At 54.6% G+C, this 25,900-nt stretch carries 26 protein-coding genes; 11 read left to right on the top strand and 15 right to left on the bottom strand.

Going from position 1 to position 25,900, the window contains the following annotated elements:
* The first annotated feature begins 370 nt into the window (after positions 1 to 370).
* The 5 genes from AUP42_RS18550 (at position 371) to AUP42_RS18570 (ending at position 5,989) form a co-directional block, all read left to right on the top strand.
* Positions 371 to 892: a TRAP transporter small permease gene (locus tag AUP42_RS18550; RefSeq protein WP_062953090.1), complete on the top strand. Its 522-nt coding sequence runs from the start codon at positions 371 to 373 to the stop codon at positions 890 to 892.
* Positions 889 to 2,169, top strand: coding sequence for a TRAP transporter large permease (locus tag AUP42_RS18555; RefSeq protein WP_062953091.1), 1,281 nt, complete (start codon positions 889 to 891; stop codon positions 2,167 to 2,169). Before AUP42_RS18550 ends, AUP42_RS18555 begins: the two co-directional genes overlap by 4 nt.
* Before the next feature lie 95 nt (positions 2,170 to 2,264).
* Positions 2,265 to 3,320 (top strand): DctP family TRAP transporter solute-binding subunit, encoded by a 1,056-nt coding sequence (locus AUP42_RS18560; RefSeq protein WP_170954019.1) that lies wholly within the window; start codon positions 2,265 to 2,267, stop codon positions 3,318 to 3,320.
* 90 nt (positions 3,321 to 3,410) lie between these two features.
* A complete protein-coding gene (locus AUP42_RS18565) occupies positions 3,411 to 4,880 on the top strand; it encodes a M81 family metallopeptidase (RefSeq protein ID WP_062953092.1) in 1,470 nt (489 codons plus the stop codon).
* 38 nt (positions 4,881 to 4,918) lie between these two features.
* The gene (locus AUP42_RS18570; protein ID WP_082824850.1) at positions 4,919 to 5,989 is read left to right on the top strand and encodes a D-TA family PLP-dependent enzyme; all 1,071 of its coding nucleotides are present in this window, start codon (positions 4,919 to 4,921) and stop codon (positions 5,987 to 5,989) included.
* Between the two features lie 11 nt (positions 5,990 to 6,000).
* Here AUP42_RS18570 and AUP42_RS18575 read toward each other — a convergent pair whose 3' ends face one another.
* Positions 6,001 to 6,495: a hypothetical protein gene (locus tag AUP42_RS18575; protein WP_062953093.1), complete on the bottom strand. Its 495-nt coding sequence runs from the start codon at positions 6,493 to 6,495 to the stop codon at positions 6,001 to 6,003.
* Between the two features lie 202 nt (positions 6,496 to 6,697).
* On the opposite strand from AUP42_RS18575, the gene AUP42_RS18580 reads away from it, so the two are divergent.
* The 3 genes from AUP42_RS18580 (at position 6,698) to AUP42_RS18590 (ending at position 9,135) form a co-directional block, all read left to right on the top strand.
* A complete protein-coding gene (locus tag AUP42_RS18580; RefSeq protein ID WP_062953094.1) occupies positions 6,698 to 7,549 on the top strand; it encodes an alpha/beta hydrolase in 852 nt (283 codons plus the stop codon).
* 138 nt (positions 7,550 to 7,687) lie between these two features.
* Positions 7,688 to 8,638, top strand: a complete 951-nt coding sequence (locus AUP42_RS18585) for an ornithine cyclodeaminase family protein (protein ID WP_062953095.1) — start codon at positions 7,688 to 7,690, stop codon at positions 8,636 to 8,638.
* The gene (locus tag AUP42_RS18590; RefSeq protein ID WP_062953096.1) at positions 8,635 to 9,135 is read left to right on the top strand and encodes a thioesterase family protein; all 501 of its coding nucleotides are present in this window, start codon (positions 8,635 to 8,637) and stop codon (positions 9,133 to 9,135) included. Before AUP42_RS18585 ends, AUP42_RS18590 begins: the two co-directional genes overlap by 4 nt.
* Positions 9,136 to 9,190: 55 nt before the next feature.
* On the opposite strand, the gene AUP42_RS18595 is transcribed toward AUP42_RS18590, so the two are convergent.
* Complete coding sequence (locus AUP42_RS18595) at positions 9,191 to 9,700, bottom strand: GNAT family N-acetyltransferase (protein ID WP_062953097.1); 510 nt, start codon at positions 9,698 to 9,700, stop codon at positions 9,191 to 9,193.
* Between the two features lie 101 nt (positions 9,701 to 9,801).
* On the opposite strand from AUP42_RS18595, the gene AUP42_RS18600 reads away from it, so the two are divergent.
* Positions 9,802 to 11,040, top strand: coding sequence for a bifunctional alpha/beta hydrolase/OsmC family protein (locus AUP42_RS18600; RefSeq protein ID WP_062953098.1), 1,239 nt, complete (start codon positions 9,802 to 9,804; stop codon positions 11,038 to 11,040).
* Between the two features lie 86 nt (positions 11,041 to 11,126).
* On the opposite strand, the gene AUP42_RS18605 is transcribed toward AUP42_RS18600, so the two are convergent.
* The 10 genes from AUP42_RS18605 to AUP42_RS18650 all read right to left on the bottom strand — a co-directional run bounded on the left by AUP42_RS18605 (position 11,127) and on the right by AUP42_RS18650 (position 21,540).
* A complete protein-coding gene (locus AUP42_RS18605; protein WP_062953099.1) occupies positions 11,127 to 11,474 on the bottom strand; it encodes a RidA family protein in 348 nt (115 codons plus the stop codon).
* A gap of 42 nt (positions 11,475 to 11,516) precedes the next feature.
* Positions 11,517 to 12,812: a M20 family metallopeptidase gene (locus AUP42_RS18610; RefSeq protein WP_062953100.1), complete on the bottom strand. Its 1,296-nt coding sequence runs from the start codon at positions 12,810 to 12,812 to the stop codon at positions 11,517 to 11,519.
* A 22-nt stretch (positions 12,813 to 12,834) separates the two neighbouring features.
* The gene (locus AUP42_RS18615) at positions 12,835 to 13,977 is read right to left on the bottom strand and encodes an NAD(P)/FAD-dependent oxidoreductase (protein WP_062953101.1); all 1,143 of its coding nucleotides are present in this window, start codon (positions 13,975 to 13,977) and stop codon (positions 12,835 to 12,837) included.
* On the bottom strand, positions 13,974 to 15,017 hold the full coding sequence (locus AUP42_RS18620) for a histone deacetylase family protein (RefSeq protein ID WP_156484655.1): 1,044 nt from the start codon (positions 15,015 to 15,017) through the stop codon (positions 13,974 to 13,976). The genes AUP42_RS18615 and AUP42_RS18620 overlap by 4 nt, the downstream gene beginning before the upstream one ends.
* A gap of 55 nt (positions 15,018 to 15,072) precedes the next feature.
* Complete coding sequence (locus AUP42_RS18625) at positions 15,073 to 16,002, bottom strand: 3-keto-5-aminohexanoate cleavage protein (protein WP_062953102.1); 930 nt, start codon at positions 16,000 to 16,002, stop codon at positions 15,073 to 15,075.
* Positions 15,999 to 17,372 (bottom strand): aspartate aminotransferase family protein, encoded by a 1,374-nt coding sequence (locus AUP42_RS18630; RefSeq protein WP_062953145.1) that lies wholly within the window; start codon positions 17,370 to 17,372, stop codon positions 15,999 to 16,001. The genes AUP42_RS18625 and AUP42_RS18630 overlap by 4 nt, the downstream gene beginning before the upstream one ends.
* Before the next feature lie 23 nt (positions 17,373 to 17,395).
* Positions 17,396 to 18,493 carry an ABC transporter ATP-binding protein gene (locus AUP42_RS18635; protein WP_062953103.1) on the bottom strand — a complete coding sequence of 366 codons (1,098 nt, stop codon included), beginning with the start codon at positions 18,491 to 18,493 and terminating at the stop codon, positions 17,396 to 17,398.
* 91 nt (positions 18,494 to 18,584) lie between these two features.
* Positions 18,585 to 19,739, bottom strand: a complete 1,155-nt coding sequence (locus tag AUP42_RS18640; protein ID WP_062953104.1) for an ABC transporter substrate-binding protein — start codon at positions 19,737 to 19,739, stop codon at positions 18,585 to 18,587.
* 108 nt (positions 19,740 to 19,847) lie between these two features.
* Positions 19,848 to 20,657: an ABC transporter permease gene (locus AUP42_RS18645; RefSeq protein WP_062953105.1), complete on the bottom strand. Its 810-nt coding sequence runs from the start codon at positions 20,655 to 20,657 to the stop codon at positions 19,848 to 19,850.
* Between the two features lie 10 nt (positions 20,658 to 20,667).
* A complete protein-coding gene (locus tag AUP42_RS18650; RefSeq protein ID WP_062953106.1) occupies positions 20,668 to 21,540 on the bottom strand; it encodes an ABC transporter permease in 873 nt (290 codons plus the stop codon).
* A 152-nt stretch (positions 21,541 to 21,692) separates the two neighbouring features.
* Here AUP42_RS18650 and AUP42_RS18655 point away from each other — a divergent pair, with 152 nt between their 5' ends.
* The gene (locus AUP42_RS18655) at positions 21,693 to 22,637 is read left to right on the top strand and encodes a LysR family transcriptional regulator (protein ID WP_231858346.1); all 945 of its coding nucleotides are present in this window, start codon (positions 21,693 to 21,695) and stop codon (positions 22,635 to 22,637) included.
* Between the two features lie 203 nt (positions 22,638 to 22,840).
* Entirely contained in the window at positions 22,841 to 23,527 is a 687-nt protein-coding gene (locus AUP42_RS18660) for a GntR family transcriptional regulator (RefSeq protein WP_062953108.1), read from the top strand.
* Here AUP42_RS18660 and aroQ read toward each other — a convergent pair.
* Genes aroQ through AUP42_RS18675 form a run of 3 tightly spaced genes read right to left on the bottom strand, consistent with a single transcriptional unit; the run spans position 23,524 to position 25,833 of the window.
* Entirely contained in the window at positions 23,524 to 23,976 is a 453-nt protein-coding gene (gene aroQ / locus AUP42_RS18665; protein ID WP_062953109.1) for a type II 3-dehydroquinate dehydratase, read from the bottom strand. The two genes, AUP42_RS18660 and aroQ, sit on opposite strands and share 4 nt — an antisense overlap.
* 10 nt (positions 23,977 to 23,986) lie before the next feature.
* Positions 23,987 to 25,288 (bottom strand): TRAP transporter large permease, encoded by a 1,302-nt coding sequence (locus tag AUP42_RS18670; protein WP_062953110.1) that lies wholly within the window; start codon positions 25,286 to 25,288, stop codon positions 23,987 to 23,989.
* Positions 25,285 to 25,833 carry a TRAP transporter small permease gene (locus tag AUP42_RS18675; RefSeq protein WP_062953111.1) on the bottom strand — a complete coding sequence of 183 codons (549 nt, stop codon included), beginning with the start codon at positions 25,831 to 25,833 and terminating at the stop codon, positions 25,285 to 25,287. Before AUP42_RS18675 ends, AUP42_RS18670 begins: the two co-directional genes overlap by 4 nt.
* Positions 25,834 to 25,900: the final 67 nt, after the last annotated feature.

Raw genomic sequence — 25,900 nt, forward strand, 5'->3', positions numbered from 1 at the left:
CGTTCCGATCATTCTCGAATATGAGGTGCTGTTGTCGGCACCCCGCTGATAAATATCACTTTTTGGTTTGCTGGCGATAGCTTCGATCTTGGTCCCCAGATTATCCATCCTGCCGGATTTAACCGTAAAGCGGGTAGGGCGTTGATTGCCGAATTGTTTGATCGCCGTTGTTGTCTTCCGGTGGTTTTGGGTGGGTAGCCCAAACAATATAGGTAAAAATGTAGTTTAACTACCTATAATGTCATTGTTCGCGGATCATTCGTGGTGATATTTGCAATTATGACTCAAAAATATGTAGACAAGCTACAAAAATATCCTCAGGATGTAGAAAAATTACATAAAACATTCATCAGCGGAGAGATTAAGTAAGATGGCGCTGCGCCGTGTTGAAACCACAGCCGCAATGATCAGCCGGTCGCTAAACTGGGTGGTCGAACGTGTGATTGCCGTCCTGATGCTGGCCCTTGTGCTGGATGTCTGGCTGGGCGTAATTGATCGTTACATTTTCCACTGGCAACTGCCCTGGCCCGAAGAACTTGCGCGCTACCTGATGATCTGGGCGGCACTTTTGGCGGTGTCGGCCGGGATTGCCCGGCGCGAACATATCGGCATCGGGATGTTTATCCTTAACACGCCGATGCCCGTGCAGCGCACGGTTCTGTTCTGTGTCGATCTGATTGCGCTATGTGCATTTCTGTATCTGGCGATTTACGGCTTTGATTTTGCCGCGGGCGGTATGCGCCGTCAGGCGATGATCTTTGGCATGACGCTGGCACTGCCTTATGCCGCGGTGCCGGTTGCATCCCTTCTTGCTGCCATTCAGTTATTGCTGGTCGCGCTTCGCGATCAGGGCCGCTTCGTTCCCATTGATCTCGCGGAGGGCGCAGAATGATCGTCGGTATTACTTTTGTCGTTCTGATGGTTCTGGGCATGCCGATCGGCTTTGCGCTGGGCGTTGCCGGGGTTATTGGCCTTTATGACATGGGCGGGGGCATGTTCCTTGTTCAGGGGCCCAGCAAGGTCTTTAACGGTCTGAACGTATTTCCGTTTCTTGCCATGCCGTTCTTTATTCTGGCTGGCGAGATCATGAACCATATCGGGATTACCAGCCGCCTTGTGCTGTTTGCGCAGGCGCTGGTTGGGCATTTTCGTGGTGGGTTGGCGCACACCAATATGCTGGCATCGGTTTTCTTTGCCGGACTGACCGGGGCGGCGACCGCCGATGCGGCGGCCTTTGGCAAAACACTGGTGCCGGCCATGGTGGAACGGGGTTATCGCCGGGATTATGCCTGTGCGGTGACCGCGGCCGGGTCAATCATCGGCCCGACCATTCCACCGTCGGGATTGATGGTTGTTTATGGATCGCTGATGGGGGTTTCCATCGGTGGGCTGTTTGCCGCCGGTATCCTGCCGGGCTTGATGATCTGTCTGATCTGCATGACGGTGATTGCGGTGACCGCACGGTCCAAGAACCTGCCGAAAAATGAACGTCGTGCGAACCTTTTGGAAATCTGGAAGATTTTCAAATCATCGATCACGGCCCTGATCATGCCATTGATCATTCTGGGCGGTATTCTGGGCGGTATTGTTACCCCGACCGAGGCGGCATCGGTCGCCGTCGCCTATGCGCTGTTTATCGGTATCTTTATTTACCGTGCGCTGACATTTGCCGACTTCTTCAAGATGCTGATCCGCACCGCGCGCGTTACGGGGGTGATTTTCATCATCATTGCCTTTGCGTCGATCCTTGGCTGGTGGCTGAGCTTCAATCGCATTCCACAGGAAGTCGCGAGCCTTGTTCTGGGGCTGTCGTCTGATCCCTATATGGTCATTTTCATGATCGTTGCCCTGTTGCTGATGATCGGGATGGTCATGGATATCAATGCAATCCTGATCATTCTGGCCCCGGTTCTGGTGCCGCTGACGGTCCAGATCGGGATGGACCCGATCCATGCCGGGATCATCTTTGTCCTTGCGCTTAACATTTCCCTGATGACGCCGCCCGTGGGTGCGTGCCTGTTCGTGCTGTCGTCAGTCACAGGTGAAAAGCTTGAAAAAATTGCCGCCCAGCTTTGGCCGTTCCTTTTGGCGGAACTGGGTGTGCTGTTCCTGTTTGCCTTCTGGTCCGATCTTGCACTCGCGATCCCGCGATTGCTTGGTTTCAGGTAACCGGCGGCAATGAAACGCCCCGGTCAGGTCCGGACCGGGGCACCGAAAGGTGACAAGCGGACAGAAATAAAAGGCCTTAATCAAGGAGAGGTAGAATGAAAACGATGAAACGTTTGGGGGCATTTGCCCTTGCGACGGCCATGCTGGCCAGCACGACGTCATTGGCCTATGCAGAGCCAAAGGTTCTGAAATTTGCCCATGACAACAAAATGGACCCGTTTGAAAACCCGGCGCATGCCTGCACCGCTGTTTTCGCCAACATTGTCGAAGCCGACACCAATGGCGAGATCAAGGTTGAGGTTTATCCGTCCAACCAGCTTGGTTCGGCCGCCGAGCATGTGCAGATGGTCCGCGATGGTCTTATTCAGGCGACCCTGACCTCGACCGGGGCGATTGCATCCTATTATCCGCGTATCGATGTTCTGAACCTCGCATTCGCGTTCGACAGCAACGCATCGACCTATGACGTGTTTGATGGTCCGTTCGGTCAGAAACTGGCAAGCGACATCGAAAACACCCTTGGCGATGTCAAGGTTCTTGGTTTCCCGGATACCGGTGGGTTCTTTGCCGTGACCAACTCCAAGCATCCGATTGCGACGCTGGACGATTTCAAGGGCATTCGTGTTCGCACCATGTCGCTGCCGTCGCATCAGAAAATCATGCAGGCACTGGGTGCAGAAGCCTATCCGATGGCGTGGGGCGAAGTTTATGCCGGTCTTCAGACGGGCGTGATCGATGGCCAGATGAACCCGGTTCCGACCGTGACCTTTGCCAAATTCAACGAAGTGCAGGGTTATCTTACCCTGACCAATCACCTGTTCTCGCCTTACACCTTCATGCTGTCGAAAGCATTCTGGGATGATCTGACTGCCGACCAACAGAAAATCATCCGTTATGCTGCGCAGTCCTGCGTTGTTGCCAGCCGTGGTGTATCGCGCGTGATCGAGGCATCTGATCGTGGTCTTGCCGGTTTGACCGACAAAATGGAAATCACGGCACTGAGCGCGGAAGAGCGTCAGAAGCTTAAAGATGTGACCCAGCCGGTCGTGGTCAAACACGTTCAGGAATCCCTGGGCACGGAAGGCGTTGAACTTCTCGAACTGTTCCAGACGGAAGTCGATAAAGCCAACGCCCACCGCTACATGGAATAATCCATGCGCGTGCGGGTGGTGCTTCACCCGCACGCTTTTTTCTTTTGCACATAAAATATGATGATTACAAAGAACAAAAAGGATGGGGTCATGAGGATTTTTTGCGCCTCTATTGCGACCGAAACCAACACATTCTCGCCGTTGCGCACCGATTTTTCCGATTTCAAGGAAAGCTTCTATGCACCGCCCGGACAGCATCCGGTGACCCCGACACTGTGCAGTGCCGTCTTTACCGAGGCGCGTGTGCGGGCGGCAAAGGAAGGCTGGGATCTGATCGAAGGGACTGCCACCTGGGCGGAGCCGGGAGGATTGGTCAATCGGGAAACCTATGAACAGTTGCGTGACGAGGTTCTGGGCCAGTTGCGTGCAGCGATGCCGGTTGATGCGGTTATTCTGGGCCTGCATGGGGCGATGGTGGCGCAAGGATATCTGGATTGCGAAGGTGATCTGATTTCGCGTATCCGCGCAATCGTTGGCCCCGACGTAATTATCGGTACCAGTTTTGATCCGCACAGTCATCTGACGGAGCTGCGTGTTTCCAACGCCGATATCATCGTTGCGTTCAAGGAATTTCCTCATACCGATTTCGTTGAAACCGGTCGTGCGGTTGTTGATCTTGTATTGCGCACGCTGCGCGGCGATATCAAGCCGATCAAGGCGGTATTTGACTGCCATATGATCGAAGTTTTGCCGACATCGCGGGAGCCGATGCGATCCTATATTGATCGCGCCAAAGCCCTTGAAGGAACGGATGGAGTCCTGTCGGTATCTTTCATTCACGGCTTTATGGCTGGTGATGTGCCCGATCTTGGTGCAAAGGTGATTGTGACCACCGACAATGATCCGGACAAGGCACATGATATTGCCCAGCTTTTGGGGCAGGAGCTTTTCGGGTTCCGCGGGGTGACCAGACCCAGTTTCCTGACGCCTGATGCTGCTCTTGATCAGGCATTGGCAAGCGATGCCAAACCCATCGTTTTGACCGATGTCTGGGATAATCCGGGTGGCGGTGTTCCGGGTGACAGCACGATTTTGTTGCGTGCGGCGATGGAACGCGGGCTTCGTGATTTTGCGGTTGGCACCATCTGGGACCCGATGGCGGTCCGGATTTGCATTTCGGCCGGTGAGGGGGCGACATTACCGTTACGCTTTGGCGGGAAAACCGGTGCACATGCCGGGGCACCGATTGATGCCGAAGTGCGTGTCAAAAAGATCCGCCGTGAGTCATGGCAGTATTTCGGTGACAGCATCGTGCCGCTGGGTGATTGCGCGGTAATCGAGCTTCCGGGCGGGGGCGAGGTGATCCTGAATTCCAACAGATCGCAAAGTTTCGACCCCAGCCTGTTTTCGAATATGGGCATTGATCCGACGGCGAAAAAATATCTGTTTATCAAATCGACCAATCACTTCTACGATGCGTTCGCCAAGATCGCGGGCGAGATCATTTATGTCGATGTCCACGGACCTTATCCGTCCGATCCGAAAACCAACGGATATCGCCATTTGACCCGTCCGCTTTGGCCGATTGTCGATGACCCGTTTGCGGCCATCGCAAGCTGATTTCTGCCACCACCGGATTTGATAAGGACGCTGCCCCGATGACCGGAATGCCCCAATATCCCGAACTTGATACGCCGTGCGCGGTTGTTGATCTTGATACTGTCGACCGCAATATCGAAAGTTATCAGGCTTATTGCGACAAACACGGGATCGGGCTGCGCCCGCATATCAAAACCCATAAAATCCCGGCCTTTGCCGCCCAGCAGATGAAGGCTGGTGCAATCGGGATCACCTGCCAGAAAATCGGCGAGGCCGAAGTGATGGCAGATGCGGGGCTGGATGATATTCTTCTGACCTATAACGTATTGGGCGAACGCAAACTCGCGCGATTGCGGGCATTGTTTAACCGCGTAAAAAGCCTGCGCGTGGTGGCCGATAATGCGGTTGTGGTTGAGGGATTGTCCAAGGCCTTTGCCGATAGTGACAAGCCGCTTGAAATCCTGATTGAATGCGATACCGGCGGCGGGCGATGCGGGGTGCAGAACCCGGCAGAAGCCGTTGAGCTGGCAAAGAAAATCCAATCATTGCCGGGGATCAGGTTTGCCGGGCTCATGACCTATCCGGCGACCGGCGGTGGTGCCAAGGTTGAGGTATTTTTTACCACGGCCATGAAGGAACTGGATGCGATTGGCATTGAATGCCCGGTGCGCAGTTCCGGCGGGACGCCCGATATGTGGTTGGCCCACGAAGTACCGTCCGTGACCGAACATCGCATTGGTACCTACATCTATAACGACCGGTCCCTGATGGCGCGCGGCGTTTGCAAGGAAGATGATTGCGCGCTTCGGGTTTTGACCGAAATCGTATCCTTGCCAACCCCGGGCCGGGCGATCATTGATGCCGGGTCAAAGGTCCTGACGTCTGATCTTCTGGGCCTTGAAGGATATGGCTATGTCGTCGGGTACCCCGATGTCGCGGTCAAATCGCTTTCGGAAGAACATGGCATTCTGCATTTTGATCCGGTGACACAGCCGTTCGAGATTGGCCAGCGGATTGAAATCATTCCGAACCATGTCTGCGTTGTCAGCAACATGCTTGATCAGGTGCATCTGGTGCGCGATGGCGACATTGAAACGGTTGATGTTGCCGCGCGTGGTTGCGTGCTTTAAGGCACGATTGCCTATGCCGGATCGTGATTGGGCAGATAGCCGGTGAAACCGGTAATCAACCATTTTCCGTCAGGCTGTTTTTCGCAGTAATAATGGGTTTTCCAAAGCAGACGGTCGGTTGATCCGTCTGCTTTTTTTATCGTGCCGTTGAAATGTTTGCGCACCAGTGCACGGTTGCCGGTGATATCGATTTTCGAAAGGTCGGTTGCACGGAAAACACCATCAAACAGGTCTTCGGCATAGTCGATTTCCTGTGCGGCGATGGCCTGACGCAGCCATTCATCGCGATAGGCCGCAAGATCGGGGAACATCATTTTCCAGTCGTCAGGATCGTCGGATTTGCAGGCATCGATGGCGTAAAAGCCGTCGGCCTTGAAATCATCTTCGACCATGGACCAGTCGGCCGCGACGAAGGCCGCAATATCGCGCGGCACCAGCATTTCCCAAATCTGGTTGCGATCCGCGTCATCGGCGGGGAACGGGCTTTGGAATGTGCGGTTGCTCATGGTCTATCCGACTGATTTTAAAATTGATTTTCGATATTCTGCCATTGACGTGCCCGCAGTGCAATTACGACACAGTGTTTGGTGGCGGAAATTATGCCCCTGTGTGAAGCATTTGCAAAAACCGGAAAAATAAAGAAAGATTATCGGACAGGCTTGATCTACCGATAATAATTCCGGTCCGGGCAGAGCAAACGAGGTTCAGATGAGTTGGGGTGGTTTTACCCTTGCCGAACTTGAATGGCAGTATAATCCGCGCGAAACCGTGCCGGAATATATGACCTGTTTTGATCGTTTTGTGCGTCTGTCCGATGACACGCGTGCCAGTGTCCGCCACATTACCGATATCCGCTATGGTGGCGGGCCAAAGGAAACCATGGACGTTTACCCGGCGGCCGAGCCGGACGCACCGGTGCATGTGTTTTTCCACGGTGGCTATTGGCGAAGCCAGGACAAAAAAGATTATGCGTTTGTTGCCCGCGATCTGAATGCCGCGGGCTTTACTGTCATTTGCCCGAATTACGATCTTTGTCCGGACGTCACGGTTGCCGAAATTACCCTGCAGGCGGTCCGTTGCATGACTTTCATTTATCAGAATGTCGGCGATTTTAACGGGGATCGGGATCGCATCAGCATTTCCGGTCATTCGGCAGGCGGGCAGATTGTCGCACGCCTTGCGGCGCATCATTGGGAAGACACCCTTGATGATGCCAATCCGTTTTGTGCGATTGTTCCGGTTTCGGGGGTTTTCGATCTGGAACCGATCCGTTTTACCAGCATCAATGACGATGTGCGGCTTAATGCTGCGACGGCGGCGGACAATTCACCGATGCTTGATGCTATCCCGCATGACGTCAAAATGATGGTCGTGGTCGGGAGTAACGAAAGCCCCGAATTTGTTCGCCAAAGTGATGCCTATGCTGCCTATTGCGGGCGCGAGGGATTGAAGGTCCCGGTCTATAAGGCATGGGGTGCGAACCATTTTACGGTGCTTGAAGAGCTTTACCTTGGGACCGGTTCGCTGTTTGGTCATCTGAAACGCTTTTTGCAGCGTTAAGCAGCCAACAGGCGGGCAGATTATTCACCAGAAACAAAGTGAAAAACAGCGTGCGATCCTGTGACGCATGTCCTTTGACGTGGTATAAGATATCCACGCTACCACGCTGAAATCGAAAATAAATTTACAGGAAGGCCCATGCGTTTCATCTCTGCTGAAGAAATCGATAAATTCGTCTCGCCCCGCGATCTGGTTGAGGCGCTCCGCAAAGGATTTGCCGACGGTTGCGAAGCTCCGTTGCGAAGCCATTTCAACATGGAACGCAGCAATGAGGATGACGCGACGTTTCTGATCATGCCTGCCTGGCAAAAGGATGGCGCGGCCGGGGTCAAGGTTGCGGCCGTGGTGCCGGGCAATTCGGCGCGTAACCTGCCTGCGGTTTCGGGGACTTATATCCTGCTTGATGCCGTGACCGGTCAGCCATCGGCCGTTATTGATGGCACGAAATTGACCACACGCCGCACGGCGGCGGCATCGGCATTGGCGGCAGATTACCTTGCACGCAAGGACGCCTGCGAAATGGTCATGGTCGGGTCCGGGGCAATGGCACCCAATCTGATTAATGCGCATGCCTCGGTGCGTCCGATCAAAAAGGTCACGATCTGGAACCGCAATGGCGACAAGGCCCGCGCATTAGCCGCCGAAACCGCCACCCTTGGGTTTGAGGCGGTGGGCACGGATGATTTGGAAACGGCCTGCAAGAGTGCCGATCTGATTTCATGCGCGACACTTTCGACCGAGCCGCTGGTGCGCGGTGAATGGCTTCGTGAGGGAACCCATGTGGATCTTGTCGGGGCGTTCAAGCCGACCATGCGAGAAACCGATGATGCCCTGATGCAGAAATGCCGGATTTATGTTGATAGTTTTGAAGGAGCAGCGGCCGAAGGCGGCGATGTGGTGCAGCCGCTAAATGCCGGATCGATTTCAAAATCCGATATTCTGGGCGATCTGTTTGGCCTGACGCGTGGTGAGGTCAAGGGACGCCAAACCGATGCAGAATGCACCGTTTTCAAATCCGTTGGCCATTCGCTGGAAGATTTCGTTGCGGCGGTTGCGGTTGTCGATGCCGTCGGGAAGGCTGGCAAATGATCAGTACCGATCTTTTCGCCCCGGAGATGCTGGAATGCTATCGCGGGACGGTGCCGCAGGACTGGATCGATTTTAACGGTCACGTCAATGTTGGTTATTACGTGGTCGGATTTGATCTGGGATCTGTTGCGTTTCTGGACGGTGTCGGGATGGGGCGGACATATCCCGAGCGGCGCGGATTTTCGACCTTTGCGCTTGAAATGCACATTACCTATGACCGGGAAATTCATCTGAATGATCCGTTCGTGATCCATACGCAAATCCTTGATTGCGATCACAAACGCATTCACATGTATCATGAATTGCGCCATGGGACCGAAGGGTGGCTTTCGGCGACCAATGAAATCATCACGATGCATATCGATATGAAAACGCGGCGTTCGGCACCATTTCCCGATGATGTTCAAAAGACGCTTGATCTGATCCGTGTGGCGCATCGCGATTTGCCGGTGCCAAGCGGGGTCGGGCGCAAGATCGGTATTCGTCGCGCAGGATGATGATAGTCATCCCTGAAACGATCAAACCCGCATCAGGTGATGCGGGTTTTTGCATTCAGGCGACCTTTACAAACAGCTTGCAGATTTCGCCGCTGTTATTCACGTCCTGATCCCGTTCATAGGTCAGGCCAAGTTTGGTCAGCAGTTTTAGTGATACGGTATTGTCGGGCAGGGTATAGCCAAATATCCGCTCAAACCCGAGGGTGTCGTAACCATAGTCGATCAGGGCGTTGCTGACTTCAAACGCATAGCCCATGCCCTGACGGCTTTCGGTAATGGCATAGCCGATATCGGGCGCATCAAGGGTGTCGCGTTTGACAAAGCCGCATAGACCGATCGCCATATGCGTTGCCTTTTCGATCACAATGTAAGAACCGAAACCGTGTTTCAGATAACTGCTGAGAAGCCGTTCATCGATATAGTCACGTGCGGCATCAAGATCCCGAATATTGCGATCCCCGATAAACCGGATCCAGCCCGGTTCGTTCAGAAGTTGCAGGATAAAGGGGGCATCATCATGGGTCGCATGACGGACAAGCGTTCTTTTGGTTTCCAGTATTGTCATACTGTATTACCCTTGGTTTCGTGGTGGCGGATACGCATGCTAACGCAGAAAGTGTATAAACAAATAACGAATTCGCGAAACACCGACGGCGGAGGTCAGATATGGCTGTAAGGCCAATTAAGCTTAGCTTTGAAGGTGCACTTGGTGCGCAGCTTTCGGCGCGGTTGGATTTGCCAACGGGGCCGGTTCGGGCCTATGCGCTGTTTGCGCATTGCTTTACATGCAGCAAGGACCTGACGGCGGCGCGCAAGATCGCGCAATCGCTGACCATGCAGGGGATTGGGGTTTTGCGGTTCGATTTTACCGGGCTTGGCGGATCGGGCGGTGATTTTGCATCAACCAATTTCACATCCAATCTGGATGACCTGAAACGCGCGGCTGATTTCCTGCGGCATGAATTTGCCGCCCCCCGCTTGCTGATCGGGCATTCGTTGGGCGGCGCGGCGGTTTTGGCCGTTGCCGATAGCGTGCCCGAGGCAACCGCGGTTGCAACGATTGGTGCACCCGCAGATGTCGAGCATGTGACCCATAATTTCGCCGGTTACCTTGAAGATATCGAACGCGACGGGCAGGCCGAAGTTTCGTTAAGCGGTCGACCCTTTGTGATCAAGAAGCATTTCATTGATGATCTGCGCGCCCATGATATCGGAAAATCGGTCGGCAAATTGCACAAGGCGTTGCTGGTGCTGCATGCGCCGATGGATCAGACGGTGGGTATTGAAAATGCGGCGCGAATTTTTGATGCCGCCAAGCATCCGAAAAGCTTTGTGTCGCTTGATAGTGCCGACCATTTGTTGCGTGATCCCGATGATGCGACCTATGCCGCGGAAGTGATCAGTGCATGGGCGCGGCGGTATATCACCGACGAAGAACCGGTCAACGAGGACGTGCCCGATGGGGCAGTGGTTGTCCGTGAAACCGGGCTTGGCAAGTTTCAGGCGATGGTTCTGGCCGGGCATCACAGAATGCTGGCCGATGAACCCGAAGGTGTCGGCGGGTTTGATAGTGGACCGTCACCTTATGATTTTCTGGCGGCCGCCCTTGGATCATGTACGGTGATGACCATGCGTATGTATGCCGATCAGAAACAGATTCCGGTCGATGGCATTCGGGTTGAAGTCCGGCATGATAAAATCCATGCGACGGATTGCATGGAATGCGGGGCGGAATTCGAACAGAAGGGCGGCAAGATCGACCGTTTCGAACGGATCATTACCCTGCATGGTGATTTTACCGAGGAAATCCGCGAAAAACTGATCGCGATTGCCAATAAATGCCCGGTGCATCGCACGCTTGAAGCCAAGTCGCTGATCGTGACCCGCGATGAGCGGGATCGGTAAAGCCGGTCTTCCTTGACGCAAAGTGCAAACAAAAACGCCCGGCGAAATCAGCCGGGCGTTTTTTATTCGGTTCGGAAGTGACCGGATTACGGTTTTGCCGCAACCACGATGAATTCAACCAGATAGTCCGGGGTGGCAAGTTTGGCTTCGCCGCATGCACGTGCCGGGGTGTGGCCCTGCGGGACCCATGCGTCCCAGATTTCATTCATTTTGGCGAAGTCAGCCATATCGGCCAGCCAGATGGTGGTCGACAGGATGTTTTCCTTTGACGCGCCGCATTCGGCCAGAAGCGCATCAACCTTGGCAAGGCATTCCTTGGTCTGATTGGTAACGTCGCTGCCCGGTTCGCCAACCTGGCCGGCAAGATAGATGGTGTCGCCATGGACAACGGCCTGGCTCATGCGCGGGCCGGTGTGAAAACGCTGAATGCTCATCAAAGTCTCCTGATATCAAGATATGATTAGGTTTTGGTTGGTTTATGCGGCGTGATTATCACGTTTGGTAACGCCGCACCAGTCGGCAATGAACAGGGTAAGGACCTCGGTGACTTCCATCATGCTGGAAATCGAGACCCGTTCGTCAATGCCATGAATTCGTTCGGCTTTCGGGCCATAGCAGGTGGCCGGGATATTGCCGTAAATCTGGAAGAACCGCGCATCCGTTGTCGCGGTGGAGGCATAATTTTTGATCGCACTGCCGGTGACTTCGTGGTGGATGTTGCCGATCATCGTCATCATCGGATGGCTTTCGTCCATCACGCATCCCTCGGCCTGAAAACCGCGATAGGTGATCTCGAATTTAGCACCCTTGCAGGCCGGGTGATTTTCCATCGCACTTTGTGCAACCGCCTCGATGGTTTCGCGGACCTTGGATAATTCCATACCGGGATAAAAGCCGACACGGATATCAGCCGAACACGCCGGCGGTACGGTTGATGCCCATTCACCGCCTTCGATCTTGCCCAGATTGAAATTCACCGGATGGACATGCGCGCCATAGGCCGCATGACGGTGGGTGGGGTGGTTCCAGATGTCTTCGACTTCTTTCAGGGTTTCAAAAAAGCCAAAGGCGGCCTCAATGGCATTACTTCCGGCCGAGGTATCAAGCACATGCGCCGGACTTCCGGTGACATGAAGCTGAAACCACATCACGCCAAGCTGGGCGGTCATCAGCGTCTGATTGAACGGTTCGGGAATGATCGCACAATCGGCGCGATACCCGGCATGCAGGCAGGCCAGCGCGCCATTGCCGGTGCATTCTTCTTCGACAACCGATTGCAGGATCACCGGGGCGGCGGGCTCAAGGCCCAGATCATGAAGGGCTGCCAGGGCATGGCAATAGGCAATGATCCCGGCCTTCATATCGCCAGCCCCGCGACCATAAAGCCAGTCGCGTTCGACATAGGGATCAAACGGGGACCTGCGCCATTGCGCCACCGGACCGGTGGGTACGACATCAATATGCCCGTTTAAAATCAGGCTGCGTCCGGTGTGATGTTTTGGTTTATGAATGCCGACGATATTTTCCCGTCCGCTATATTCCGTTGTAACTGGCGGGGAAAAGCCCGGTAAATCTCGCAATGCGTCAACATTGATCGCAACCCGTTCGACCAGAAGTCCCATATCGGCAAAACGATCCGCAATCCAGTTCTGGGCCGATGTTTCATTGCCCAGAAGGCTGTCATGGCGAACCAATGCACACAGGTCGTCAATCGCACGATCACGGCGATTGGCAACGCTACGGCGCAGTTCATTGCGATCAAAATGGGTCATGGCACGATTTCCGTATTCTTCCTTACGCGGTTCGGGCAAGGCCGGGGCGGGTGGCGGCAAGGGCACCTTCGGTCACGCCAAGTTTCGTCATCCTGTCTGGCACGCCATCGCCGCAAATCAGGCTGGCGGCATATTCGCCCATGGCCGGGGCGGTTTGAATGCCATAGCCGCCCTGACCGGCAAGCCAGTAAAAGCCATCCGCATCCGGGTCGAATGCCGATACCGGATCACCATCGGCAAAGAAGCTGCGCAAGCCCGCCCAAGCTTCGCCGGGGCGATTGACCTTAAGCGTGGTTGCCGTCATCAGGCGATCAATCGTGATGGCGATATCGAGTTCTTCGGGCTGGACATCATGGGGAACCGTCGGTGTCGCATCGGATGGCGATACCAGAAGGCGCCCGGCGTCTTCCTTGAAATACAGGCCTTCGCCCACGTCTGATACCATGTGCCAGCCATGCGCATTGACATCAGATGGCAGATCAACCATTACCGCCGTACGACGTTTGGGGGTGATGCCCAGCGGTGTTACGCCCGCCAGTTTTGCGATTTCATCGGCCCATGCACCGGATGCGTTGACGATGGTTTGTGCCTCATAGGTTTCGCCGCCCGCCGTGACCTGCCAACCAGTTGTGGTTTTTGCAATTGCGGTGACATCGGCCTTGACCACCAGATCACCGCCAAGCTTTTTGAAATGACGGATGAAGCCCCAATGCAGCGCATGAACATCAATATCCATGGCATCGGTTTCAAGGGCACCGCACGCGATCAGATCGGTATTGAGGATCGGGATCAGTTTTTTGATCTCATCGGCTGTCAGGGGGACAACATTCGCGCCATTTGCGCAGCCTTCGGTCAGTAGTTCGTCAATCGCGCCTTCATTGCCGTGGGCGGCGGTCAGGATCACACCACGCGGGGTCAGGATCGGATTTTCGGTGAAACCTTCGGGCGGGTTCAGGAAAAACTCCCGGCTGGCTGTCGACATTTTGCGGATGATCTGCGGGCCATAGGTTTCGCTGTATAGTGCGGCTGACCGGCCGGTGCTGTGATAGCCGGGCTGATCTTCGCGTTCGAGAACCGTGACGGACCTGCCGCGTTTGGCCAGAAAATAGGCTGCGGACATGCCGGCAATACCGCCGCCAATGATCAGGATATCGGATGTTTTCATTTGGGGCTCCCAGCGGTGGTGGCGTCAAAGGCGCTGATAAACTGAAAAAGGTTTTCAGCCAGTGTGTTACTGACATAACCACCTTCCTGCACTAGCACGGTTGGCAATTTGAGGCTGCCAATTTTTTCACCGATTTTGGCAAATCCGCCGGGTGTCACGGCAAGTCCGCCAAACGGATCATCCGATGATGCATCCAGACCCAGTGCAATGACAACTGCATCGGCGCTGAAATGATCGATCATGGCAAGCGCGCGATCAAGGGTTGCCAGAAACGCATCATCACCGCTGCCAAGGGGCAGGGGATAATTATGGTTGAAACCAAGTCCTGCACCCTGTCCACGTTCTTCGGCATGGCCCCAGAAAAACGGATAGAAATCGCGTGGATCGGCATGGATCGACAGCGTCATGACATCATCACGGGCATAGAAAATATGCTGCGTGCCGTTACCATGATGCAGATCGACATCAAGGATCGCAACCCGGTCATATTTGGCGCGCAGTTCCTGTGCGGCAATCGCACTGTTGTTCAGGTAACAGAAACCACCAGCAATATCGCGGCTGGCATGGTGGCCGGGCGGGCGGCACAGGGCATAGGCCGATTGGGCATTTTCATCGCGGACACGGCGGGTGGCGGCAATCGCGGTTTGCGCACTGGCATAGGCCGATTGCCAGGTGGTTGCCGATATCGGGCATGATGTATCGCCCATATGAAAACCGGCCTTGCCCGCCGGGGACCTTGGATAGGGGCCAAGCCGGTCAAACGGATGAATGCCGGGTACGACCAGATCAGAACCACCAAAAACCTTCCATTCGGCATGGATGGTTTGCAGGAATTTCAGATATTCGGGCGCATGAATGGCGGCAATCGGACCCATGCCGAAATCATCAGGGGTGCGCAAATCAAGGCCAAGCCGTTTAATGGCCGTGGTCAGGATTTCCGCCCGTTCGGGGACTTCGGGGATTGGCCGTGCTTCGCCTGCGACCATGAATGTCTGGCCGTGATGGCGAAGCTGATCGGCTGAGAAATAGGCATGCATCATGGGCGCCGCCTTTCGTTGGCTTTGCGTCGTGGTGTTGGTGGCAGTCTGTTATTTCTTAAAAGGCGACCTGATCGGCACCTTTCAGGCCCAGCATGGTGCGGGCTTCGTCCGGTGTTGCGATTTCAAGGGATAACCCGTCCAGAACTTCACGGATTTTGCGAACTTGTGATGCGTTGTCCGGGGCGAGTTCGCCCTTGCGCAGATACAGGTTATCTTCAAGCCCGACCCGGACATGACCGCCCATGGTGGCCGACATCGTGGCAAGCGGCATCTGATGACGGCCGGCACCCAGAACCGAAAACTGGTACTGATCACCAAACAGTTTGTCGGCGGTGCGTTTCAGATGGGCAAGATTGTCGGGATCGGCCCCGATACCGCCCAGAACGCCCAGAACGAACTGAATGAAAATCGGACCCTTGATCAGGCCGCGATCAACAAAATGGGCCAGCGTATAAAGATGCCCGACGTCATAACATTCAAATTCAAACCTTGTGCCATTGGCATCACCCAGATCGGCCAGAATGGTTTCGATATCGGCAAAGGTGTTTTTGAATACGAAATCACGACTGTCTTCGAGAAATTTCGGTTCCCAGTCATGTTTCCAGTCGCTGCGCCCGGCAAGGGCCGGGAACAGGCCAAAATTCATCGTGCCCATGTTCAGCGACGCCATTTCGGGCGCGGCCTGCTTTGCCGCACGAATACGGTCCTTGACCGTCATGGTCATGCCGCCGCCGGTCGAAATGTTGATCACCGCGTCGGTAGCCGATTTGATGCGTGGCAGGAATTGGTCGAAAACAGCCGGTTCCGGGCTTGGAAAGCCGGTTTCGGGATCGCGGGCATGCAGATGCAGGATCGCAGCCCCGGCATTTGCCGCCGCAATTGCCTGATCGGCAATCTGGTCGGGGGTGATTGGCAGATGCGGGCTCATGGACGGGGTGTGAACCGATCCGGTGATTGCGCAGGTGATGATGACTTTCCGGCTCATGCGAAGGCTCCGGCACGGGTGAGTTCGTCCTGAAGGTCGCCAAGGGCGGCGCGCAACGGAATGAGGATGTCGTCAAACTGATCTGGCTTGATCGTCATGGGCGGGCAGACCATCACATGATCACCGCGATAACCGCCGCGGGTGCGACGCCAGTAAATGATCAGGCCCTTGTCATAGGCAATATCCACAAGGCGGGCAGCCGCAAGATGTTTGGGATCAATCGGTTCCATGGTTTCACGGTCTTTGACCAGTTCGGCGGCAAGCAGCAATCCAAGGCCGCGCACATCGCCGATGATCGGAAATTCATCGGCAAGTTTGCCAAGTTCGGCCTTTAATGCCGCACCGCTTTGGGCGGCATTTTCCAGAAGATTGTCTTCGTCGATGACATCAAGAACCGCATTTCCCGCCGCACAGGCCATTGGATTACCGGCATAGGTATAGCCGTGAATGAAACCGCCATGATCAAGAACCGGTCCGACAATACGATCAGGCGCAATCATCGCACCCAGCGGGGCATAACCCGCCGCCAATCCCTTTGATACGGCCAGAATATCAGGCGTGATGCCCCAATGTTCGGCAGCGAAATATTTGCCAGTGCGCCCGGCACCGGTCATGACCTCGTCATAGATCAGAAGAATGCCGTATTGATCGCAGATTTCACGAATGCGGGCATAGTAGCTGTCGGGCGCGACCAGCGCGCCGGTCGCAGCCCCGCCAACCGGTTCCATGATGAAGCCAAGAACGGTTTTCGGGCCCTGTTTGAGTATTTCGGCCTCTAGCATGTTGGCGTATTTCAGGCCGCGTTCATGATCGCTCAGATCATCGCGATCCAGATAGCAGGTCGGGGCCGGAATTTTGGGTTGGTCCACCATCATCGGGGCGAAGGGCGCATGCATTGGCGTATAGCCGGTGATGGCAAGCGCACCAAGGGTTGAACCGTGATAGCTGGGGAAACGCGAAATGATCTTGGTCCGCTGGGCTTGCCCCTTCGCCAAGGCATATTGCCGGGCAAGCTTGATGCAGCTTTCGACGGCTTCTGACCCGCCGGAGACAAAGAATACCCGTTCAAGATCGCCCGGTGCACGTTCGGCCAGGCGGAATGCCAGATTTTCGGCCGCGTCATTTTCAAAATGCAGGCGATAGGCGAAGCTGGCCTTTTCAAGCTGCGCATTCATCGCGGCAATCACGCGCGGGTCGCTATGGCCGATATTGCTGACCATCGCCCCGCTGGAGGCGTCGATATAGCGTTTGCCATCGACATCCCACATATAGACGCCCTTGGCATGGTCGATCAGCGGCCGACGCGAACGGCTTTGATAAAACAGGCGGGATTCCCGGTTATGGCCGGTTTTGGGGGTATCATGCGTCACTTCGGGTGGCACTCCAAATCCGGTCAGTCGTGATGACCGGGCAACAACACACAATTTCGGGCGGCAATGTGCATGAACACATCGGCACCTTCGTGATGGGGGCGGGCATCAATCGGGTTGATCACCTGCCAGTCACGGCCATTGGCCGTGACGAAATAGCGGGCCTGCTGCCCCAGATAGTCGACCGTTTTGATCCTGCCGGGGATGGCGATCACGCCGTCTGTGGCACCGTTCTGATCCGATAGCCCGATTTTTTCAGCTCGGATAACGGCGCGGACATCTTTTGATCCGTTGGCTTTGGCAGTCTGTTCGGATGTCGTCAGCAACGTCTCGCCGCTTTGCAGGGCGACATTGGTAAAGGCCGCATCCGGTGCACCAAGGGCGGCGGGGATGATATTGGAATGACCAAGGAAGTCGGCAACAAAGGCCGATGCGGGATTATTATAAACGTCTTCTGGCGCGCCTTCCTGTTCGACGACACCGTTATTCATAACCACCAGTTTGTCGGACATGGCAAGGGCTTCGGATTGATCGTGGGTCACAAAAACCGTAGCAATACCCAGTTCGCGCTGAATGCGTTTAAGTTCGACCCGCATTTCTTCACGCAGGTTGGCATCAAGGGCAGATAGCGGTTCATCAAGCAACAACACATCGGGTTCGATCACGATGGCACGCGCCAGTGCAATACGTTGCTGCTGACCACCGGAAAGCTGATTGGGGTACCTGTCGGCGACATGAGGCAGTTGCACGAGATCAAGGGCACGATTGACCTTGTCGCGGATGTCGGATTTGGACACCTTGCGGTATTTCAGGCCAAAGGCGATATTGTCGTAAATCGATTTATGCGGGAACAGGGCGTAGTTCTGAAACACCAGTCCCAGATTGCGTTTGTGGATCGGCAGGGCATTAACCCGTTTGCCACGGATCAGCAAATCACCCTCGGTAATGTCGGTCAGTCCGGCAATCATGCGAAGTGTCGTGGTCTTGCCGCAACCCGACGGCCCCAGAAAGGTCACGAAACTGTTGTCAGGCACGGTCAGATCCATGCGCTGCACGGCGGTAAATTCGCCGTAACGCTTGACGACATTTTGCAGTTCGACCGCATTTTCGATGTCAGCCATCACAAATAACCCTGTCAGAAAAAGGCGGTGGTGCCCCGGTCGCCAGTTTGAAAACAGCGACCGGAGATCCGGTTTATGCGATCAGTCCGGCCTAGTAGCCGCGCTGAACCCGCGAGAAGGTTTTCGACCAGTCGGCTTCGTTTTCGTTCCAGTAGGCCGGATCAAAGAAGCTGAGTTCCTTGAGCGTGCCGGATGGATCAAACGCTGGCAGGGTCGGGATGACTTTGCCGAGTTCGACTTTCTGCGGATCAAGAGCAGGCGGGTAGCTTTGGCCTTCGGCAACCGCAATCGCGACTTCGGGTTCAAGCATGAAGTTCAGAAGTTCTTCACAGGCGGCCATCGGGCTTCCGCGCAGAACGAACAGGCATTCCTGCCAGCCCAGACCGCCTTTCGGGTCGTGATAGCCGATATCGTGGCCCTGATCCTGCAATGCCTTGATGCGGCCGGACCAGCCTTCGGTGACATAGATTTCTTCTTCGGCCAGAAGGCTCATCAGTTCGGCCCCTGAGCTCCAGTATTTCAGGGCGAGATCGCGATGGGCACGAATCATGTCCCAGACGGCATCGATATCCTTGATCGCATTCGGGTCCTGATCGGATTGGAGGGCACCGTACCAGACGCGTGTTTTCCATTCACCCCAGCCGCCGATCTTGCCTTTGTAAGCTTCATCGACCATCAGCTTGGCACCTTTGGCCTTGGCTTCATCGTCGCTGATATATTTGCGGTTATAGGCAATGCCGGTGGTGCCGTAATCATACGGGACTGCCGAAATGGTGCCGCCGGTGATTTTGCGCAGCGGTTCGATCAGGCCGGGAATGACGTTTTTCAGGTTCGGAATATTGGCTTCGTTCAGTTCGGACGTCAGTTCCAGACCATGATAGCGGGCATAGTCAAACACGCCCGACAGGTGGGCAAGGTTGAACTCGCCCGGTTGGCCCGCCTTAACGCGGGCAATATATTCATCCGCACCGCCAAAGGTGCCTGATACGACCTTGATACCGGTTTTTTCGGTATAGGGGGCAAAGGCGTATTTTTCGAATGCTTCGGATACCACGCCGCCCCAGCCATCAAAACGGACCTGTTCTGGTGTTGCGGCAAGGGCGTTGCGGGCCAGCATGCCCATCGGGCCACCGGTGATCCCGGCGGTGACACCTGCAGCCCCCAGAACGGTCAGGAAAGTGCGACGGTTGATGTCGCCGTCTTTAAGGCGGGTGAGCAGGCGTTCATAGCGTTTCGTCTCGTCCATTTAGGCCTCCTGATAAAGGTTTTTATCCGTTTTCTTGTCGGTCTTATGGTCTTCTTTTTTATGGTCTTGTTGTTGGTTTTGGCGGTTTCCCGCGGTATCTGTTGTTTGTTAGGCAGCGGCTTTTTGTGCCCGTATTTTTCGTGCTGATGCGATGCGTGCAATGGCGGTGGCAATCAATGGCAGCGCGATGGTGAAGATCACCATCACAGCGCCCAGTGCATTGATTTCCGGGCTGATGGAATTGCGCAGCATGGCAAAAATCTGGGTTGGGACGGTTTCAACCCCGCCCGGTTTCCAGAACAGAGTGCCGGTGATGTCGTCAAACGAGATGGTGAACGAAAACAGCATCCCGGCCATGACGGCCGGCATCATTAGCGGCAGGGTGATTTCAAAGAATGTCTGGATCGGTGTCGCGCCAAGACTCATGGCAGCTTCTTCGACGTCGCGCCGGATTGATACAAGGCGCGCCTGAACCACCAGCACCACAAAGGGCAGGGTAAATACGACATGCCCCATCAGAAGCAGGCCAAAGCTTTTGGGCATGGAGAGGAATTGCAGAAACAGCAAAAGAGCCACAGCCAGGACGACTTCGGGTATCAGGATTGGAGCAACCAGAAGCGTCGAGATTGAGCGTTTCCCCGGAAAATCGTACCTGACCATGGCAAGGGCTGCGAGCGTGCCCAGTGTCGTTGAAATGGCACTGGTCAGCGCGCCGAGTATCAGGGACGTTTTGAATGCCCGTACAATCGCATCATTGTTCCATAATGCTTCGAACCAGCGCATGGAAAAGCCTTCGATCGGGAAGGCGCCGAACTGGTTGGCATTGAAGGCCAGCAGAATGACAACCGCAACCGGCGCAAAAAGAAACAGATAAACAAGGATGGTTGCGATACGGATCAGGGACCAGCCGGACATCATTACATTCCCCCTATTTGAAGCTTTTGGCGATCTGATCGACGCCAAGATAACGGGTGTAAATGACAACCAGCGCACCCAGAAGCGCCAGCAGCACAAGCGAAAGGGCGGACCCCAGCGGCCAGTTAAGCTGTGTCACGATGGCCTCGAACACAAGATTGGCAAACATTGCGTCACGCGGCCCGCCCAGAACAATCGGGGTGATATAGGTGCCTGCGGCCAGCACAAAACATAACAGGGATCCGGCAGCCAGACCGGGGAAGGACAGCGGCAGGGTGACTTCGCGGAAGGCCTGCCAGCCGGTACAGCCAAGGCTTTGAGCCGCTTCGGTCAGGTTTTTGTCGATACCATCCAGACTGACATAGACATTCAGGATCATGAAGGGCAGCAGATAATGCACAAGGCCCAGAACAACCGTGGTCTGGTTATAAAGCATCTGTATCGGTTCATCGATGATGCCAAGCGACAGCATCAATGTGTTGAGCGCGCCCGAAGTGCCAAGGATGTTGATCCAGGACATGGTGCGGATGATGTAGCTGATCCAGAAGGGCAGCATCAGCATCAACAGCAGGAACGTTTTGGATTTCATCGGCGTGTTGGCGACGAAATAAGCCGGGATATAGCCAACCAGCGCACAGATCACCGTGGTGTAAAAGGCAATGGCAAAGGTCTGAAACAGAATGTCGCGGTAAAACCGGTCGCCAAGGACTTCGACCCAGTTATCAAGATAAAACCCGACCTGATCGGCACCGGTTGCGGTGCGCAGCCAGAATGAATAAACCACGATGAACATCATCGGGATGATCAATAACAGCGATATCGTCGCCAGTGACGGCGATAGCAGGGCCCAGGGCGTTCTGCGTGCCCCGGCTACATCTGCGGCCATTTTTGCCTCCCGTTATTGTGCTCTGGCAATTGCCTGCCATGCGCGGTTATCTGGCCGTGAATGAATATGTCTGACCATTTCACCCCAGACTTGCACATAGCGCAAATAGATAAGTAGAATGGATTGCATAGCCAATTGCTATGGGTGGGGAAATGAGCGACCTTTTAAAACGGCAATTCGACTGGAACCTGTTGCATACCTTTACAGTGATTATCGAAGAACGGTCGATCACCGGGGCGGCCAACCGGCTGCTTTTGCGCCAGCCCAGTGTCAGCAATGCGCTTAAACGGCTTGAAGATCAGATCGGTGCGCGCCTGATTGATCGTGATCGTGGACGGTTTGAAGTCACTGAACAGGGATTGGCGCTTTATCATGAATGCCGCGAGATTTGCGGGGCGATTGGCCGACTTTCCGATGTGATGTCGGACAGTGGCAATCAGCTAAGCGGGCACTTGCACTTGTGGCTGGCAAGTCACGTGGTGTTTCCGCCGCTTGACGATGCGCTGTTTGAATTCAATCGCGAACATCCCGAAGTCACCTATGAAATCAATGTTGCGACATCCGCCCATGTCACAAGTCAGGTCCTGTCCCAGCAGGCAAGTTTCGGCATTTGTCTTGTGAATGAACAGCATCCCCGGCTGGAATATCGCAAACTGTATCGTGAACATTTCGGGTTCTTTTGCGGGCCGACACATCATTTGTTTGGCCGGGAAAACCTGACACTTGCCGATCTGCGTAGCGAAGCATTCGTGTCGTTTTCCACCGATCAGCTTTCCGATGCGCTGGCCCCGGTTGCGGTGTTGCGTGCGCGCGAAGGCATGAAAGGCAAGGTGATCGCCACCAGCCCGCATCTGGAAGAAGTGCGCCGCCTGATCAATGCCGGGCTCGGCATTGGTCCGTTACCGATCCATGTCGTGCAAAATGCGATGGAACGCGGGCAGTTATGGCGCCTGCCACCCTACGATGCACCGCCAGCAATTGATATCTATCTGGTGACCAATCCGCGCATGTCGCTTGGCCGGGCGGAACGGTTTTTCATCGACAATCTGACCGGGCGGCTTGGCAATGCGCCGGATGGTTATTTTGTTTATCCGTAAGGATTTCAAGAATATGACCAAACGAGAGTTATGTCAGGCTTTATGCTGAAAAATGCCTCTTGATACTTTCAGGCTCATTTCCTGAAATACTACGAATTTTGCCAAATGATCTTTATTTCCCTATTTTATCTGGTATTTTAGAAAATATCAGTCCCAGAGCCTATTGTGACCAGATTGCCACCCTTTCAGAGATCAAGCCAAAGATGAAACACAAGTCCTTATTCCTGCCTTCTGATAACGAAACCGTTGGTGACATTGCCTTTCGCAATATCCGGTCAGATATCATCCGAGGGCGGTTGAAGCCGGGGCAGAAGCTGCGTCTTGATCAACTAAAATCGCACTATGGTGTTGCTGTTTCGACCTTGCGCGAAATCCTCAGTCGGCTGGCGGCAGAGAACTTTGTTGTTGCAGAAGGTCAGCGGGGGTTTGAAGTCACCGGTATTTCCGAAGCTGGTCTTCGCGATATCGCAGCCTTGCGTCTGCTGCTGGAAACGCATGCCTTGCGGCAATCAATCGCAACAGGGGATCTGCAGTGGGAGGCACGAGTTGTTTCATCCCACTACATGCTCAAAGTGGTGGAAACCAAACTGATCGAAGGTGACATGAGCCAGGTTGAGCAATGGGTGCAGCAGGATTGGGAATTTCATCATGCGACCATTTCTGCCTGTGCGTCGCCCGCGATGATGGCGGCACATTCAACCGCTTTCGACCGTTTCCTGCGTTATCACATGCTGGTTCTTGATTTTCGTGGGAAACCGGCGGCCGAAGAACATGCCCGCCTGCGCGATCTGGTGATCGCGCGCGATGCCGAGGGCGCGGTTGCCTTGCTTACCAGCCATGTGGAAAGCGGGCTGAACCACGTGCTCGGCACCGGCAAAATCCCGGCCTAGGCCGCGACAGTCTGCGTTTCGCTGATCATTTCTTTCAAGACTTGCACCGCAGTTGGATAACCGCGTGCGCCCAAACCGGCGATGACCGACGTAACAACACCGGACATCAGTGAATGGTGATACATCGGTTCACGCCGGTGAATGTTGGAAATATGCAGTTCAATGGCCGGGGCGGAAAACATTTTCAACGCGTCCATGATTGCCATTGAAGTAAAGGTATATGCGGCCGGATTGATGATCAGCCCCGCCGCATTATCCGTGGCTTCGTGAATCCATTCGATCAACTGCGTTTCTGAATTGCTTTGCCGGAATTCCACCGCGGTATCGCCAGCCGCAGAACGGCACATCGCCTCGATATCTGCCAGTGTGGTGCGGCCATAAATTTCGGGTTCGCGCCTGCCCAGACGGTTCAGGTTTGGTCCGTTAAGAATATAGATGGGTTTTGACATGGGGGATCTCTTAACCTTTGTAGCCAAAAAGTCTGGGCAGCCAGAGTGCGATATCGGGCACCAGTGTGAATAACAGCAACGCAAAAAGCATTGCGATAAGGAAGGGCAGTATTTCGCGTACGATTTCGCGCAATGGGCGTTCGGAAATGGCGGTCATGACGAATAACAGCAGGCCATAGGGCGGTGTGATCAGGCCCAGCATGATATTTATGACGCACACGACGCCGAAATGAACCAGATCAATACCCAGCGCATTTGCGGTGGGAATGAATACCGGCACGATCACCAGAAGGATTGTCGTGCCTTCCAGCAGGCATCCCAGTACCAGCAGGATCAGGTTGACCATCAATAGGAAGGTCAATGGCGACAGATCGAACCCGCCCAGCCAGATATTAAGCGCAGAGGGGATGTTTTCGACAGTCACGACATAGTTGAATACCAGTGCCCCTGCGATCAGCATACCGATCGAGGTGGTGGTGCGTGCGCTTGACAGCAGTGAAGAATAAAGATCACTCAGGCTGAGGCTGCGATACAGGAAAGCCGAAATCAGCAGGGCATAAAGGGCGGCGATTGCGGCCGCCTCGGTCGGGGTGGTCACGCCACCATAAATACCCCCCAGAAGGACAACCGGCATCATCAGTGCCGGAAATGCATTCAGGGTAACCTTTGGCAGTTCACGTAAAGGCACAGGGGTTTCGACCGGAAAGTTCCGGCGATATGCGGATGAAAAAATATATCCGGCCTGAAACAGGCCCATAATAAGGCCCGGCACTACACCCGCCAGAAACAGATAACCGATTGATGCATCAGAAACGAGCGCATAGACAACCATCGGGATTGAAGGCGGGATGATCGGGCCAATCACGGACGAAGCAGCGGTAAGTGCCGCGGCAAATGCTGGTGGGTATTTGCCATCCTTGGTCATCATGCGTTGCATCAGCTTGCCCGTGCCGGCTGCATCGGCAAGTGCGGAGCCCGACATACCAGCAAAAATGATGCTTTGGACGACATTCACCAGCGCAAGACCGCCGGGAAAGCGACCGACAACAGCGTTGCAGAAACTCAGCAGCCTTAACGTCATGGAGCCGGAATTCATCAGCTCGGCGGCAAGGATGAACAGCGGAACGGCGAGAAGGATGTAGCTTGAAAACATTCCGTTCAGGAGCTGCTCGGATGCGGTGCCCATATCCAGACCGGAAAGCAGCAAATACAGAATGGATGATGCAATCATTGCATGTCCAATCGGCAAGCCCAGCAGGCTGAGAAATATGATTGAGATAATGCAAATAGTGAAGGGATCAGCAAGGCTCATGGGCGGGTATCCGTTTCGGAATGTTCTATGGTTTCATGAGCTTCTTCGGGAAGGATTTCATGTTGTCCGCCTTTGCCCCGAATTGCAGCAATTAGTATCCACAGGTAACGCACGATCACGGCCACCGCGAAGATCACATAAATCGAAAAAAGCCAGTCAAACCGGATGTCGAGATACGATGACTTCTGAATTTTCATGAAAGTCACGAAATCCCAGGTTGCGGGCAGGGATATGCCATAAAGAAACAGGAGTGCGAGGGCCGTAACAATGATCATCCCGCGGCGAATTTTCGGACCTACTGTGCTGTAAAGAATGTCAAAACGGATTTCATCGCGTTCGCGCACAACAAAGGCCGCCCCCCACAGAACGATCCAGAGCCACATGATAATGGTTAGTTCGGATGCGCCGCCGATGGGAAAGTTCAGCAGATAGCGGAATGCCACCTGCACGATGAAGGCACCGAACATCACCGCCAGCATCAGTGCTGCGATATTTTCGGCCCGACGGTGCAGCCATAGGCCGACCTGTCTGATCCTGTCCGTCATGTATCGTAATTTCCGGTCCGGGGCGTGCGGGAATTAGATCCCGCACGCTTTGGTTTCGTTCAAATCA

It is taken from the genome of Thalassospira lucentensis (genome assembly GCF_001613805.1).
Lineage (GTDB): Bacteria > Pseudomonadota > Alphaproteobacteria > Rhodospirillales > Thalassospiraceae > Thalassospira > Thalassospira lucentensis_A.